Here is a 15,527-nt window from a genome sequence, read left to right on the forward strand (position 1 = left end):
TCGAGCGAATGTGTGAGTTGGCGCTTCACATCCTGCCGCCGAAGACCCGCCCTCTTCTCAACCACCCACCGTCATCAACGTCACGACCCACAACAGCTAGGGCTCGAGCAGGGCGTGCCGGTCGGTCCAGGCGGCGACGGCCTTGCCTATGGCGTCGGGTTGGTCCTCGGGGGCGTGGTGGCCCGCGGGGCCGATCGAGACGGTTTCGGCGGACGCGAAGGTGGTCGCCGCCCAGTCGATGATCGTGCCCGCGCCGAGGCCGACGCCGTTGTCCACAGCCATGATCAGCTTGGGGACGGCCGGGGTGGCGGCCATGGCGCGGCCGTAGTCCTCGACGACGGCGACCACGTCGGCCGGTTCGCCGCTGAGCGGGAACTCGCGGGACCACGCGAGCATCGGGCGGCGGGATTCGGGGGTCGGGTACGGGCGGCGGTACGCGTCGAGGTCGGCGTCGGTGAGGGATTTGGCGCCGAAGGGAAGGTTGAACTCGATGAACATGTTCTCCTCGAGGATCATGCGTTCCCCCTCGGGCGAGCGGAACCGGCGGAACAGCTCCGCGCCCTGCGGCGGCATCTCCGACCAGTCCATCGGGCGCAGGAAGGTCTCGAGCACCGCGATCCCCGCGACCCGTTCGGGATATCTTGCCGCCCAATGCATTCCGAGCGCACCACCCCAGTCGTGGCCGACGAGCACGACGCGGTCCAGGCCCAGCCCGTCGAACCAGGCGTCGAGATAGCGGGCGTGATCGGCGAAGCGATAGGCGATATCGGGCTTCCCGGACTCGCCCATGCCGACGAGATCCGGCGCGAGGACGCGGGTGCGGTCGGCGACGTGCGGAATCACCTTGCGCCACAGGTACGACGAGGTGGGGTTGCCGTGCAGGAACACGATCGGGATCGCGCCGCTGCCGGTGTCGGTGTAGTGCAGGTAGGAATCGAGAACGTCGAGGGTGGGCATCGGAGGGTCCTTCCGTGAGGTGATGACATTCGGTTGGACACGGCCGATGCGCGGCCCGTGACCGGCCCGGGAAGTGACCTCCGTCACCCGGCCGTCGGGGTACGGTGCCCGTATGAAGGCCGTGGTCTGTTCCGAGGGCAAGCTGGACGTCGCCGATATCGAGACCCCGAGGCCCGGGCCCGGACAGTTGCTCATCACCGTCGAGCGGTGCGGGATCTGCGGTTCGGATCTGCACGCGCGGGTGCACTGCGACGAACTCGCCGAGCTGGCGCGGGCGACCGGGTACGAGCACTTCATGCGCTCGCATCAGCGCGTCGTCCTGGGGCACGAATTCGTCGGGCGGGTGGCCGAATACGGGCCCGGCTGCCGGAAGCGCTGGAAGTCCGGCACGTGGGTGGTGGCCCTGCCGATCCTGCGCACCGATGGGGAACCCCAGCTGACCGGGTTGTCCGAGCAGGCGCCCGGCGGTTACGCCGAACAGGTCGTGGTGCAGGAATCCATGACCTTCCCCGTACCCAACGGCCTGTCCGCCGACCACGCCGCGCTCACCGAGCCGATGGCGGTGGCCTGGCACGCGGTGCGGCGCGGGCGGGTCGGCGCCCGGCAGACCGCGTTCGTCATCGGCTGCGGTCCGATCGGCCTCGCGGTGATCACCATGTTGAAGGCCGCCGGGGTGAAAACCGTTGTGGCGAGCGATCTCTCACCGCGCCGTCGCGAACTCGCCACCCGCTGCGGGGCCGACGTCGTGGTCGATCCCGCCGTCGAGGAGCCCTGGACCGCCACCCCGCGCAAGCCCCGCATCACCGGCGCGGCCGACATCTTGAATCTCGGCTTCGACGCCATGGACCGCCTGCGCGCCGTGCCGAAACTGCCCTGGTGGCTGGCCTTCCGCCTGGCCCACACCCTCGACGCGGGCCCCACCGGCCCCGCCGTCTTCGAATGTGTCGGCGTCCCCGGCATTCTCGACCGGATCCTCACGGCCGCTCCCCCACGCTCCCGCGTCATCGTCGTCGGCGTCTGCATGCAACCCGACACCATCCGCCCCGCCATGGCCATCAACAAGGAACTGGACCTCCGCTTCGTCTTCGGCTACGACCCGGGCGAATTCCGCGACACCCTCCACATGCTCGCCTCCGGCAAGATCGACCCCACCCCCCTCATCACCGGCACGGTCGGCCTCCCCGGCGTCCCCACCGCCTTCACCACCCTCGCCACCCCCGACCACCACGCCAAAATCCTCATAGACCCCACCAGCCCCACCACCACCCTCTAACCCCAGGCACGGCAACCCAGCCGCACCCTTTATTCGAATCCGCACCCTGTACAGGGCCATGAAACGGGTGCGGATCCGAATAAGGGGTGCGGCTGTGCTGCCGTACCTGGGGGTGCCCGGCTATTTGGGTCGCCGGGGGTCAGGGGTGGAGGTGGGTGAGGGGGGTGGTCGGGGGGTCGTGGAGGAGGTCGAGGATGCCTTCGGCGCTGCGGGCGGCGGTGCGGCAGGCGGTGGCGGTGAAGCGGTCGGCGAGGGGGTGGGTGGCGCGGGAGCGCCATTTGCGGACGGCGGCGAGGGCGTGGTCGCGGAGGGTGGTGGGGTCGGTGTGCGGGGGGAGGGCCAGGCGGAGGTGGGGGGCGACGCCGGAGCCGCCGATGAGGCGGTGGAGTTCGGCGAGGTCCTCGGGGGGGAGGGGGAGTTCGTCGGTGCGGAGGCGGCCGAGGAGGCGGAGTTCGGCGAAACCGTGGACGTCGGCGAGGAGGGTGCGCACGCGCGGGAGGAGCTGGTCGGCGGTCGGGCCCGGGTGGGCGGTGAGGGTGCGCGCGAGGGCGGTGAGGGCGGAATGGGCCTTCAATTGGTCGGCGCGCTGGGCGAATTGGACGTCGAGGACGGTGCGCAGCTCGTCGAGTCCGCTGCGCTCGGTCAATTCGGCGGCGAGCGTGGCGGAGTCGCGGACACCGAGGCGAATCAGCGTGACCGCCATGCGAATTCCGAACAGGCCGAAGCGGGCCGCGAGGTGGGCGCGCAGCTCGGGGGACACCGGCAACGGCAGATCTGACCGGGCGAACCGGTCGGCCGAGAGCAGGGCGACGCTCAGATCCTCCGCCGGAACCCCCGCCAGCGCCTCGAACGCGTCGTATTCGCGCTGCCGCAGGGTCGCCGCGGCGAACGCGAGCAACCCCGCCACCGGAATCACGGCCTGGCACAGGCCCGTTCGCTCGAGTTCCCCGGCGAACCGCGCGGCCACGTCCCGCGCCGAGTGCAGCGCGTCGATCCGCCCCGCCCCGATCTCGTCGGCCCGCGACACCACGCCGATCACACCGAGCGGCCCGGACTGCCCCGCCGCCGCACCGATCCGCTCCAGGAAACCGACATCGGCGGCGTCGAGACGACGCAGCAGATACACGATGGCATCCGCCCCCGGCAGCGCACCGGCGGCCGGATCGTCGGGCGTCAACAGCCGGGTCGTCCGCATCGACACCTCCCGCGACAGCGACGAGGTGCCGGGCGTATCGATGATCGTGGTGCGCGCCAACGTCTCCGCGGGCCATTCCACCTCGAGATGCGCGACCTCCCGCGGCGCCCCCGCGTTCCAGCGCAACCCGGACAGATCGAAGGTCAACCCGTGCGCGCCCGGCAAACCGTCGGCCCCGGGCTGCCGCCGCACCACCACGTCCGCCCGCGCCCCGTCCCCGGCGACGGCCCGCACGCGCGGCGCGGAACCGTTGCGATACCAGGTGACCACGCGCGTGCACTCGGTCGCGTCGGTGGGCGCGATGTCCTGCCCCACCAAAGCGTTCAGCAATGTCGACTTACCGGCCTTCAGCTGACCCGCGAGCGCGACCCGCAACGGCTGGTCGAGCCGTCGCGCGCAATCGTCGAGCAACGCCGCCGGGCGCGACCGCGGCGCGAACCCCCGCCGGGCCGCCGCAACCAGCCGGCGCGCCTCGGGAACGATGCCCTGGCCTGCGCCGGTGACCTCGAAACTCACGCGGTCACCGTACCGGAGCGCGCTGGGAGCTTCCTGGCACTACCCGGGCGGCAGCAGTGCGTCGGCGTGCCGCCGCAATTCGGCCACCACGCGCAGCTGACGTTCGAGTTCGGCGCCGCGCTCGGCGCGCCGGGCGCTCTCCACCCCGGCCGCGTCCTGGGCGGCCTGCAACGAGTCGTTGATCGAGCGCAGGCTGCGATCGGCGATGCCGGTGAAGTGGTCGCGCAGCACGCGGTGCACCCGATGCAGCCGATCCCGGGACTCCTTGCTCGCCTCGAAGCTGACATCGTCGAGGTAGCGCCGCACCGCCATCTTCGCCTCGTTCCGGCGGCGCGTCAGGCGTTCCCGCTTGTCGTCGCGGAAGGCCTTGCCGCCCAACAGCAGTCCCGCGCCGAGCGAGATCGGATTGACCAGCGCCAGCCCCGCGACGGTGCTCGCCAGGCCGATCATCACCATGCCGCCGTAGGAACCGCGCATGCCGACGAGCAGTTTGTGCCCGAGGCCCAGATCCGGTTCCAGATCGGTGAGCGACACCGACTCGACGCGCGAACCGCCCGGATCGAGCCGGGAACCGACATTGGGCAGGTCGACCGCGCCGAATTCGAGGAAGTGCTCGGAGACGCGTTCGGCCAGATTCAGCGCGCGGGCATGGGTCCACAGCAGGTTGTCGCCCACCGCGCTGTCGACGGTCGCGGTGAGCCATTCCGCCATGGTGTCCCACAGCCGCCCGGGATCGTTGTCGTCGATCCACTCCTCGGCGGTACGGCCGATGGCGCGCAGGCGATCTCGCAGATCGTGGTCGATGTCGGCGACCAGATCGGTGATGCCGTCGCCGAGGGTCTGCTGCCAGGCGGCGGTGCGGCGGTGCAGATCCTCGGCCTGCGTCTTGGCGGTGCGCAGTTCGCGGATCGCGGCCGCGCCGCGTTCGGGATCGCGCAGGGCGACGAGTTCGCTGCCCAGGGCCAGCGCGAGATGTTCGGCGGCGGAGGAGATGTCGAGGGCGACGGCGCGGCGGGTGGCGGCCTGATCGCGGGCCACGACCTGTTCGCGCAGGAAGTCGAACAGCGGGCCGAAGCCGGATTCGCGGCCGAGTTGTTCGTCGCGCAGGCGCATGGCGTGGGCGCGCAACAGGGCCGAGACCGGGATGATGGGGAGTTGAATGTCGTTGCGCCGCAGATGGTTCGCGTCGGCCTCGTGCACCTGACGCCAGTGCGGATACAGGTCGATCTTGGTGAGCAGCAGGGCGACGACCGGGCAGAGCTGACGCACCTGCCGGAGGAAGTCCACCTCGGGTTCGGTGAGTTCGGTGGAGGCGTCCGAGAGCACCAGCACCGCGTCGGCGGCGGGCGCGAGACCGAGCACCGCGGTGGCGCCCGGGTTGCCGTGGCCGCCGAGGGCGGGGGTGTCGACGAGCACGATGCCGTCGGCGAGCAGCGGGTTGGGCGCCTGGATGTCCAGCCGCAGGACGTGACCGTGCGGGGAATGCGTTGTCACCGAACCGATCTCGTCGACCGGAATCGGGACGCGGCGGCCGTCGGTCTCGTTTCCGGTGGGACCGGCGAGGACGAGTTCGGCCGCGGGTTCCGGGCCGTGGGCGAGGAGGACGGGCACCGTGGTGGTCGCGTCGTCGCCGACCGGGCAGACGTCGAGATTCAGCAGGGCGTTGACGAATTGGCTCTTGCCCTGATTTCCCAAGCCCGCCACCACGATTCGCCGCCGCGGATCGCGGACCCGGTCGGCCAGTCGTTCCAGCCGGCCGACCAGGTCCCCGCGTTGCGCGGTGCGCGCGGCGGTGATGGTCTCCGCGAGCACCGTCTGCAAGGGCACAGCCGGTGCGTCGGTCGCGGTCGTGGCAACCACGGTTCCCATACCCGTCCTCACCCGTCCTCACTCGCCTTCCCGATCAGTGCAGCAGGCCGCCGGTGATATCGCCGCCCGCGTGCGTGTCCAGCGCACCGGAGGCGGTGCCGCTCGCATCCCCGAACAGCCCCGTCGACCCGTGCCCCGCCGACTCGAGCCCGCCACCCAGCGATCCGCCGCCACTCGCGCCGAGCGTGGAATCGATCCCACCCGACGCCCCCGTATCGAGCGAACTCCCGAACGCGTGCGAAACATCCACACTGGACCAGGTATTCGCCGCACCTCCCAGCGCCCCGTCCACATGCGACGACAGCCCGCTCTCGACCCCGGTCCCCGCGTGCGCGGCCCCGTCGATCCCCGAGGAGACACCCGTCCCCAGACCGGCACCGGCCTGCGCGGCACCCCCGATACCGGAGGAAAGCCCGGTCCCCAGATCGGCTCCGGCGTGCGCGGCACCACCGATACCGGAGGAGAGTCCGGTCCCGAGATCCGCCCCGGTATGCGCGGCACCACCGAGCGAACCGTCGATACCGGACGAAATGCCCGTTCCCAGACCGGCACCCGCCTGCGCGGCACCACCGAGTCCCGAGGAGATACCCGACTCCAAACCGGCACCGGCGTGCGCGGCACCACCCAGCGAACCGTCGATACCCGACGAAATGCCCGACCCCAGACCGGCGCCCGCCTGCGCGGCACCGCCAAGTCCCGAGGAGATACCCGACTCCAAACCGGCACCGGCGTGCGCGGCACCACCCAGCGAACCGTCGATACCCGACGAAATGCCCGTTCCCAGACCAGCACCTGCCTGTGCGGCACCGCCGAGCCCGGACGAGATGCCCGTCTCCAAACCGGCGCCCGCCTGCGCGGCACCGCCCAGGGAGCCATCGATCCCCGACGACAGCCCGGTCCCCAGATCGGCCCCGGCGTGCGCGGCACCACCGAGCGCGCTATCGATGCCGGTGGAGATACCGGTACCCAGCCCGGCCCCGGCCTGGGCCGCGCCGCCGAGTCCCGCGCCGAGATCGGCGGCGGTCTGCGCGGCGCCGCCCACGGAGCCGTTGAGGCTCGTGGAAAGGCCGGTGCCCAGATCGGTTCCGAGCTGGCCCGCTCCGGTGAGGCCCGCGCCCAGGTCCGCACCGGCCTGGGCGGCTCCGCCGAGGCCCGTGGAAATGCCTGTGCCCAGCTGACTTCCGACCTGACCGGCACCGTTCAGGGCGCCGCCGAGGTTGGACGAGAGTCCGGCCCCCGCGCCCAGCGAGGCGTCCAGGCCCGAGGAGATTCCGGTCTCCAGACCGCTGCCGACCTGGGCCGCGCCGCCGAGGGCACCGCTCAGATCCGAGGACACGCCGGCCCCGAGATTCCCGGCGGCCTGCGCTCCCCCGGCGAGCGCCCCGCCGAGACCCGCCGCGGCCGAACCCGCGCCCTCGATACCGCCGTTCAGCGAACCACCCAGCGCCGCACCGAGATCCGAGCCCAGTTCGGCCGCCCCACCGAGGGCGCCCCCGAGCTCGGTCCCCGCCTCGAGGCCAGTGTTCAGCGCCCCACCGAGATTCGCGCCGAGGTCGCCCGCCGCGCCCAGAGAACCGTTGAGGGCGGCCCCGAGGTCACCGACGGAACCATTGAGGGCCGCACCGAGATCGCCGACCGCACCATTCAAGGCCGCACCCAGGTCACCGACCGCACCCACGGAACCATTCAGGGCCGCGCCCAGATCCGTGCCGAGGTGGGTGGTGGCGTCGGCGAGGCCGCCGACCGTGGCCTGCGTGGCGGCGTTCACCGCGCCGGTGATATCGGCCGTGGCCTCGGTGAATGCCGATGCGGCCGTCGAGATTCCGGCCTCCAGGCCGGTCGTCACATCCGCGCCGATCTCCGTGCCGAGGGTGCCCTCGAGCCCGGTGCCGAGCGCGCCTTCCAGGCCCGTGCCGATCTCCGCGCCGAGGTCACCACTGATGTCGGTGGTGGCGCCGAGCGAACCGCCGAGGCCGCCCGCGACACCCGCGAGGGCGCCGATTCCGGCCGCGAGGCCCGCCTCGAGTCCGGCGACCGCGCCGGTTCCCACCGCGGCGGCCGCGCCGAGTCCGGCGGACAGCCCGGCGCCCAGACCGGCCGCGGTCTGCAGGCCGGTCGCCAGCCCCGCGCCCAGATCGAGGCCCGTCGCACCGGTCAGGCCGAGGTCCAGACCCGTCCCGGCCTGCACGCCGGTGTCTACCCCAGCCGCGACACCGGCGCCCAGGCCCGCCTCGGTGACCGCGCCCGCGGTCGCGCCGAGTCCCCCGGCCGCGGCGGCACCGGCGCCCGCGCCCGCCGCCACGATCGCCGAGAGCTGGGAACCGCCACTGATCAGGGCCGATTCGGCCACCATGGGCGCCACGGCGGCGATATCCTCCGGGGTCACCGCCTCGAGACCCGCGGCGCACAGCGCCTGGGTCGGGTTCGCGCAGTAGCCGACCGCGGCCTCGTGGTCACGCAGCAGGCTGAGGATGAACTCGAGAATCGCGTTGGGGCTCATCGCCATCGTCTCCTGGTTCGGCGGACCATCGGCGATCCGCAGTTGTCGAATTGCCTTTCACGCTAGGAAGCCCTTGCGTTACGCGAAACGGGGTGAAGCCCCCTCCTCGCCCACTCCGGGGGCATTGGGGGCCGTCGGCGTATTAGGGGAATTTCCCCGTATTAATCGACCCCGAGTAACGAGGAACCCCCAGCAACCGACAGGCCCGTTAGGTCGAGACGACCGCACCGCGCTAACGACAGGGGATTCCCGAATGACTCAGGGCCTCGCGCTCGGCATCACCGTCGGGTCGTCGAACACCGTCGCCGTCACGATTCCGGAGCGAGACGACGACCTGCACGCCGCCGCGATCGATGTCCGGCCGAGCGCGCCGGTGTCGGAGGACGTGCTGGCGCGGGTCGGCGATCCGGTCGCCATCCGCACCGACGACGGCGACTCGATCGCCGCGGCCGACCTCGTGGCCGAACTGGTCGGTTGTCTCAGCGACGACACCGGGCCGGTCGCGACGGTGCTCGGCTACCCCGCGTGGTGGTCCGGGCACGCCGTCACCGCCCTGCGCGCCGCGCTGGATCACGCCCGCCTGACCGATCTCACCCTGATCCCCGAACCGGTCGCCGCCGTGCGCGGTCTCGCCGCCACCCACGACGACGTCTCCGGCGGCGCACCGGTCGTCGTCTACGACCTGGGCGCGTCCGGGATCACGGTCTCGGTCGTGGGCGCCGAGCCGGGCGCCGGGCTGCTCGCGCAACCGCTGCGGTCCACCGAGACCGGCGGCGCCGAATTCGATCTGTTGACAATGCGTTACGTACTGGCAAACGCTCAGGGCGAAAACTCCTTCGACCCCTTCGACCCGATGGTCGAAAGGGAATTGGCGGCCCTGCGCCGTCGCTGCGAAAAAGCGAAAGAGGAGCTTTCCGCTATTACCGCGACCGTCGTACCGGTCCGGCTGCCGGACAGCGCCCGCGACGTCCGCCTGGTCCGCGACGAACTCGAGGATCTGCTGCGCGAATCCCTGCTCGCCTCACTGGATCTGATCCACCGGGCCGCGCGCCTGGCCGGACTGGACCGGATCGAGCGCGTCCTGCTGACCGGCGGCGGCAGCGGCATCCCGCTGCTGACCGAACTGGTCTCCACCGAATTCGGCGTCACCCCGATCACCGTCGAGAATCCCGCGCACACCGCGGCGTGCGGCGCGGCCCTGCTGGCCGCCGACATCGCGGCACAGGCGGTCGACACCGCCCCCGCACCCGAGGTGGCCGCGACCACCGAAGCCCTTGCGGTGCAACGACTTCCGGAACCCGAGCGGGCCGCCCTGCTACCGCCCCTCCCGCAGGCGCGTCCCACCCCGCGCTTCGGCACCTGGCGGCGCGCGGCCTTCGTCGCCGGCGCCGCGGTGGCCGTTGCCGCGCTCGCGACCGGCACCCTCGCGGTGGGCACGGCCCTGCAATCCACGCCGACCTCGAATTCGTCGTCGACCTCCACGGGCACCAGCGCCACCAGTACGGCGACCACCGCGAACGGCGCCACCGCCTCCGCCGGTTCGGTCGCGCCGGTCGCGAATACCGCTCCCGGCCAATCGGATCGGGCCCCGGGCGCCGCCGCACCGGTCGCCTCCCGCAACTCGACCGATCCCGCCGCCCCCGCCGCCGCGGGCAACCCCGGCACACCCGGCACCCCGGGCACCGCGTCGGGCGCTCCGCAGGCCGCGGCACCGGCCCCGGACGCCAATACCCCGGCCCCCCAGGCGAATTCACCCGCCCCACAACCGGCCCCGGCCCCCGCTCCGGCACCCTCCGCGCCGACCGCGCAGCCGCCGGTCGTGCAGCCACCCACCGCGCCGTCCCCACCCACCCGGCCGTCCGTGCCGGATCTGGGCAGCACGCTGAACAACGGACTGGATCAGACCGGCAACACCCTCGGTCAGGTGCTCGACACACCGGGCCAGGTGCTCGGACATACGGGTGGCTGAGGTCGAAACGTGGTCACCGACAACACAGTCGCGCTCGAATCGCTCCCGGGTGCGCGCGATATCCTCCGCGAACTCGACGCCCAGGACGGGGAGCACCGGGTCTACCTGATCCGCGGCCGCTCCGGCACCGGCAAGTCCACCCTGCTCGCCGCCATCCGAAAACGGTTGCGGGGCAGGGATTCCGCCACCGTCCTCATCGTCGACGACGCGCACACGCTCGCGCGCGCCGACCTTGCCGAACTCACCGCCACGGTGACCGCCGGTACCCGCACGGTCGTCGTCGCGACCCGGCCGCGGCCGCACGACGCCGGACTGCGCGCGCTCACCGACGCCGTCTCCCGGCGCGGTCGCGTCCTGGACCTGCGCGCCCTGGGCGCGGCCGAGATCGCCCCGTTCGCACGGGAATTGGGCATGATGGTGCCCCGCCCGGTCGCCCAGCACATCCATCGCCGGACCGGAGGCATCCACGGCGGTGTCGTCGCGGCCCTCACCGCCGCGTGCGCCACCCGCCTCGACGCCGGGATCGCCGCGGTCGACGAGGCCGTGGCGGGCTGGGCCCGCTCGCTGCTCGACGGCACCGATCCGGGCCTGCTCGACGTGTTCGTGGTGGCCACCACCGGCGCCGGACTCGACCCCGGCGAACTGGGCGAGGTGCTCGACATCGAGCACGAGACCGCCCTCGACCTCATCGACCGCGCCCGCGCGAGCGCCCTGATCACCGACGCGGATCTGTTGCTCGCCCCCGCGATCGCGCCGCTGCGCACCCTGGTCGGCGACCGCCGCTTCCTGGCCGTGCAGCGCCGACTGCTGGAGGCGCGCTGGGCCGCGGGCCTGCTGCGCGACCACACCGCGCTGCTGCTGGCCGAATCGGGCCTACGCGATCCCCGCTTGGCCGAATTCCTTTGCGCCGCGGCCGAAAAGGCGGGCGAGGAGGCGGTGCGCTACTACGCCGCGGCGGCCGCCGCCGGGGCCGACCGGCAGGCGGTCGCGGTGCGCTGGGCCGAGGCCGCCGCCCGCGCGGGCGACGACGAGACGGCGCTGCGCCTGGCCGAACCCGTCTTGTCCGGAACCACCGCTCCCCCAGCAGAACTCGCCGCGGCCGTGCGGATCTGCGCGAGCGTGTGGACCCGCCGCGGCCTGGCCGCCCGTGCGGCGCAACTGTATTCGTGGCTCGGCCCGCAGCGCGTCGGCCCGGACTGGGCCGTCGGCGCCACCGTCCAATATCTGGCGGGCGAGGTCGAGGCGGCGACCATGCTGTCGGCCTCGGCCGCGCACTGGCCGCCCACCGAGGCCACCGCCCGCGCGGGCCTGATCGCCACCGCACTGGCCTACACCCTGCCCGAACCCCTTCCGCCCGGCGGCGCGCCGCGTCCCGGCGAAAGCGTCCGCGCGGCAGCGGTTTCCGCCGCGTCGACCCTGATCCAGGCCGCCCGCGCCGCGACCACCCCGGCCGCCGACCGCTTCCTGCCCTGCACCGCGGTGTCCATCGCGACCCTGCTGTGCCTGAGCATGGGCGAGCCGCGCCGCGCGGCCGACGCCCTGCGCGGCGGCTCCGAACGCGATCCGCATCTGCTGGTGTTGAGCGCCTGGACCGCCATGCTCGGCGGCGACGAACAGGCCGCGGCCGGATTCCTCGCCGCACTGGATCTCCCGGCCCTGTCGCGCCGCGATCAGTTGCTGGCGCACGGCGTCGCGATCGGACTGGCCCGCCGCGGCGGCGATCACGCCGCGCTCACCCGGGCCTGGGAGTCGGCGTATCCGCTGTTCGACGATGTCGCCGCCGACCTGCTGGCGCTGTTGCCGATCGGCGAGCTGTGGCTGGCGGCGATCCGCCTGCGCGACGAACGCCGGGTGAGCGCACTGGTGGACGCCGCGCGAGAGTTGTTGCACCGCTTGGGCAATCCGCCCGCCTGGGCGAACGCCTTCAGCTGGTACGAGATCCAGGCCGCGATCGCCCACGAACGTCCCGACGAACTGCTGCCGCCCGCCCACCGGCTCAAGGCCGCCGCCCGCACCGGCGACCCGCACGCCGCGGTGCTCGCCGACGCGGGCCGCACCTGGGTGCTCGTGCTGCGCGGGGAGGTCGCCCACGACGAGGTCGCCGCCGCCGTGCGCCGCCTCGCCGAGATCGGCATGAGCTGGGACGCCGCCCGGCTGGCCAGCGAGGCCGCCCTGGCGACGGGCGACTCCGCCACCGCCACCGCGCTGCTCAAACTGGCCCGCTCGGTGCGCGCCGAGGCCCGCCCGCCGCAGCGGCCCGCCCCCGCGCCCGATCCGGCCCCGCGGGCCCGGCCCGAACAGGCGGCCGCGCCCACCGACGCCCTGCTCAGCGACCGCGAACGCGAGGTCGCCGAATTGGTGCTGCTCGGCCTGACCTATCGCGAGATCGGCGCCCGGCTGTACATCTCGGCGAAGACGGTGGAGCATCATGTGGCGCGGATCCGGCGTCGGATCGGAGCGGGCTCCCGTTCCGAGTTATTGTCGATGCTCCGCGCCATGGGACACGGTTCGCTGCTCGTGTGATGCTCGGCGCGGACGGCGCCGCCCCGGGGGCGCACGAGACGCGAAGCGAGGTAACGAGGATGGCCACAGGGGTGGGCCTACGGATCGCCGAGGACGAGTGCATCGCGGCGATCCTCACCAGCGGCACCGAGGACGCCCCCGAACCGGTCTACATCGTGCGCGAACCCGTGCTGCACATGTCCGACGACGGCGACGCGGCGCTCGGCGGCGAACCACCTGTGGGACACAGCCATTCGATCACCGGATTCTTCGCCGCGGTCGGCGATCCGGCGGGCATCCCGGTCGACGACGGCGAGGCGTACCGGGCCGAGGATCTGGTCGCCACCGCGCTGTTCTGCCTGATCAATCTGGCCGCCGACCATCTCGAGGGTCCGGCCGAGTTCTACGCCACCCATCCCTCGGACTGGCCCGAACAGCAGGTCGCCGCCCTGCGCGACGCGCTGGACTATCTGGGTCTGCGGGCGGTCGTGCTGGTCAGCGAGGCCGATCTGCCCGAAACCGACGGCGGCGGACGGGCTTACGCGCGCGACGCGGCCCGCGCCGCCCTCGCCGCCGTGCTCGCCACCCCGGCCGGGACCACCCCGCCCGACCCCACGCACGCCGAGAACGCGCTCGACGTCACCGACATCCTGCCCGCGTTGCAGACCCCGCAACCGGTCGCGCAGGCGTACTCCGCCGCCTTCCCGGCCGCCGAATCCGTCGAGACCACGGCCGCCGAACGGCCGCCCACCACCGCCGAACCCCCCGCGTCCCGACAGCGCCGCCGCATACCGCTGCTGATCGCCGCGGCCGCACTGGTCGGACTCATGCTGGGCGGTCTGGTCGTGGCCCTGCTGCTCCGCGACCACGACGCCCCGGCGTCCCCACCTCCGGACGCGCGCTCCTCGATCTCGACCACCACGCCGCCCCCGCCGCCGCCCGCCCCGACGCCCGAACCGGTCACCGAGGTCCCCGAACCCGCGCCGATCGAGACCCCCGAGGTCACCGAGACCACCCCACCACCGCCCCCGCCGACGACCACACCGCCGCCGACCAGCGCGCCCTCGTCGACCACGACGCCCGCCCGGCCCACCCGGACCACGCCGCGACGCTCCACACCCACGGTTCCGAACCCCTGGGATCCCATTCCGGGCCTGCCGCTGCCGCCCGCGCTGGAGGTCCCGAATCCGTGATCGTTTTGTAGCGAACTTTGCCCGTTCGTGCCCTAAAGTGAAGCGCTGACCGGTGTTACCGCACAACGGCTTACCGCCCCCGGATCTGCCGGCACACACCGGTGCCTGACGAAGGGACTCCATGCGCAACCTGCCGGCGCGTCGCGCCACGGTCAAAGCCGCCGCCGTCGCATTCGCCTCCACCGTACTCCTCGCCCCGGTGTTCACCGCGCCCGCGCAGGCCGCGCCCGGGGTGGAGCAATCCACCGCGGACGAGTTGTCACCCGAACTGGCACAAGCGATTTCGCGTGATCTGAAGATGACGCCCGCCGAATACCTGGACCGGGCGGCCCGGGCGCAGCAACTGGGCGACTACGCGCGCGAGTTCCGCTCCGAGCGGCCCGAGGACTTCGCCGGGGCGTGGCTGGGCGCCGACGGCAAGCCGATCGTGGCGGTCACCTCGCTCGACGCGGCCCGGATCGCGGCCTCCGACGGGTATCAGACGCGGCTGGCGCCGATCTCGGCCGACGGGCTGGAGAGTTCCCTGGATCAGTTGGCGCAGTGGATCGGCGGGCTGCCGCGCGAGATCTCCTCGGCGATCAACTCGGTGGCCATCGACTTCCTCAACAGCCAACTGGTCGTCAATGTCGCCAACACCCCGGCCGGACATCTGCTGAACCTGCCCACGCTGATCGCCAACGTCAAGGTGGTGCTCTCCCCAGGCGGCGGCGGGCCGGTCGAGCGGCGGCCGATGGGCGGGGACACCTACATCAGCGCGCCGACCTCGCTGGCCGACGAGGCGCTCAGGACGGTCGACGTGTGCTCGTTCGGCTTCAACAGTTTCGACGCCTCGGGCAACGCGCTGAACATCAGTGCGGGACACTGCGATCCGAACATCGACAAGGGCGATCAGCACGCCGAGGTCTACGTGCCCGACGTCCGCGACCTCAAGGCCAGCCCGCAGGTCGGCTCGTTCGTGCGGGCCCAGCTGGGCGGGCGCAGCGGCCTGGACTACTCGGTGATCAAACTGAACGACCGCGCGGTGCGGGCGGGCATGGATCAGCCCTCGGTGCGCGGCGCGAACGGGACCACCCTGACCGTCACCGGCGTCGCCGATCCGATCGTCGGCGCGCCGGTCTGCAAGTCGGGCCAATCGTCCACGTTCACTTGCGGTTTCGTGGTCGCCGACCGGGTCGAGACCCAGCTCTACACCACCGACGGCGAATCGAAGACCGTACGCGGTTTCGCCAGTTCGGCCTGCACCCTCGGCGGTGACAGCGGCGGCGCGATCGTCTCCGGCACGCTCGCCCTGGGCATCACCAGCGGCTCCAACGCCGCCGACGCCCCGGACTGCGGGGAGGCCAACATCGGTCTCGCGCAGTACGGGGGAACCGCCTCGCTGGGCATTCCGATTCGCGCGATTCTCGCCGATATCGAAGCCAATCCCGCAGGTGGGGTGGGTTCCGGAATTACGGTTCGCACGCGTAACAACGCGGGCTGAACCCGAACGCGAGATGAATTTTCCCCGCTCCTTCGAGACGAGTAGGCATAACGATCAGAACCCCATATAGTCG

The 15,527-nt window shown here is 72.4% G+C and carries 9 protein-coding genes; 5 read left to right on the top strand and 4 right to left on the bottom strand.

The window, feature by feature from the left end:
- Nucleotides 1-96 precede the first annotated feature (96 nt).
- Complete coding sequence (locus ACFYTQ_RS07600) at nt 97-957, bottom strand: haloalkane dehalogenase (protein ID WP_387357980.1); 861 nt, start codon at nt 955-957, stop codon at nt 97-99.
- 112 nt (nt 958-1,069) lie between these two features.
- On the opposite strand from ACFYTQ_RS07600, the gene ACFYTQ_RS07605 reads away from it, so the two are divergent.
- Complete coding sequence (locus tag ACFYTQ_RS07605) at nt 1,070-2,230, top strand: zinc-binding dehydrogenase (protein WP_387357982.1); 1,161 nt, start codon at nt 1,070-1,072, stop codon at nt 2,228-2,230.
- A gap of 139 nt (nt 2,231-2,369) precedes the next feature.
- Here ACFYTQ_RS07605 and ACFYTQ_RS07610 read toward each other — a convergent pair whose 3' ends face one another.
- The 3 genes from ACFYTQ_RS07610 to ACFYTQ_RS07620 are packed head-to-tail and all read right to left on the bottom strand — an operon-like array spanning nt 2,370 to nt 8,310.
- Nucleotides 2,370-3,941, bottom strand: coding sequence for a dynamin family protein (locus ACFYTQ_RS07610; RefSeq protein ID WP_387357984.1), 1,572 nt, complete (start codon nt 3,939-3,941; stop codon nt 2,370-2,372).
- A 39-nt stretch (nt 3,942-3,980) separates the two neighbouring features.
- Nucleotides 3,981-5,810, bottom strand: a complete 1,830-nt coding sequence (locus ACFYTQ_RS07615) for a dynamin family protein (RefSeq protein ID WP_387357986.1) — start codon at nt 5,808-5,810, stop codon at nt 3,981-3,983.
- 34 nt (nt 5,811-5,844) lie between these two features.
- A complete protein-coding gene (locus ACFYTQ_RS07620; protein WP_387357988.1) occupies nt 5,845-8,310 on the bottom strand; it encodes an IniB N-terminal domain-containing protein in 2,466 nt (821 codons plus the stop codon).
- 253 nt (nt 8,311-8,563) lie between these two features.
- Here ACFYTQ_RS07620 and ACFYTQ_RS07625 point away from each other — a divergent pair, with 253 nt between their 5' ends.
- The 4 genes from ACFYTQ_RS07625 (at nt 8,564) to ACFYTQ_RS07640 (ending at nt 15,454) form a co-directional block, all read left to right on the top strand.
- Nucleotides 8,564-10,279 carry an Hsp70 family protein gene (locus ACFYTQ_RS07625; protein ID WP_387357990.1) on the top strand — a complete coding sequence of 572 codons (1,716 nt, stop codon included), beginning with the start codon at nt 8,564-8,566 and terminating at the stop codon, nt 10,277-10,279.
- 9 nt (nt 10,280-10,288) lie between these two features.
- A complete protein-coding gene (locus tag ACFYTQ_RS07630; protein ID WP_387357992.1) occupies nt 10,289-12,802 on the top strand; it encodes a LuxR C-terminal-related transcriptional regulator in 2,514 nt (837 codons plus the stop codon).
- A 59-nt stretch (nt 12,803-12,861) separates the two neighbouring features.
- On the top strand, nt 12,862-13,974 hold the full coding sequence (locus ACFYTQ_RS07635) for a hypothetical protein (protein ID WP_387357994.1): 1,113 nt from the start codon (nt 12,862-12,864) through the stop codon (nt 13,972-13,974).
- Between the two features lie 121 nt (nt 13,975-14,095).
- Nucleotides 14,096-15,454, top strand: a complete 1,359-nt coding sequence (locus ACFYTQ_RS07640; RefSeq protein ID WP_387357996.1) for a S1 family peptidase — start codon at nt 14,096-14,098, stop codon at nt 15,452-15,454.
- Nucleotides 15,455-15,527: the final 73 nt, after the last annotated feature.

Origin of the sequence: Nocardia sp. NPDC004068 (genome assembly GCF_042874315.1) — a bacterium.
Lineage (GTDB): Bacteria > Actinomycetota > Actinomycetes > Mycobacteriales > Mycobacteriaceae > Nocardia.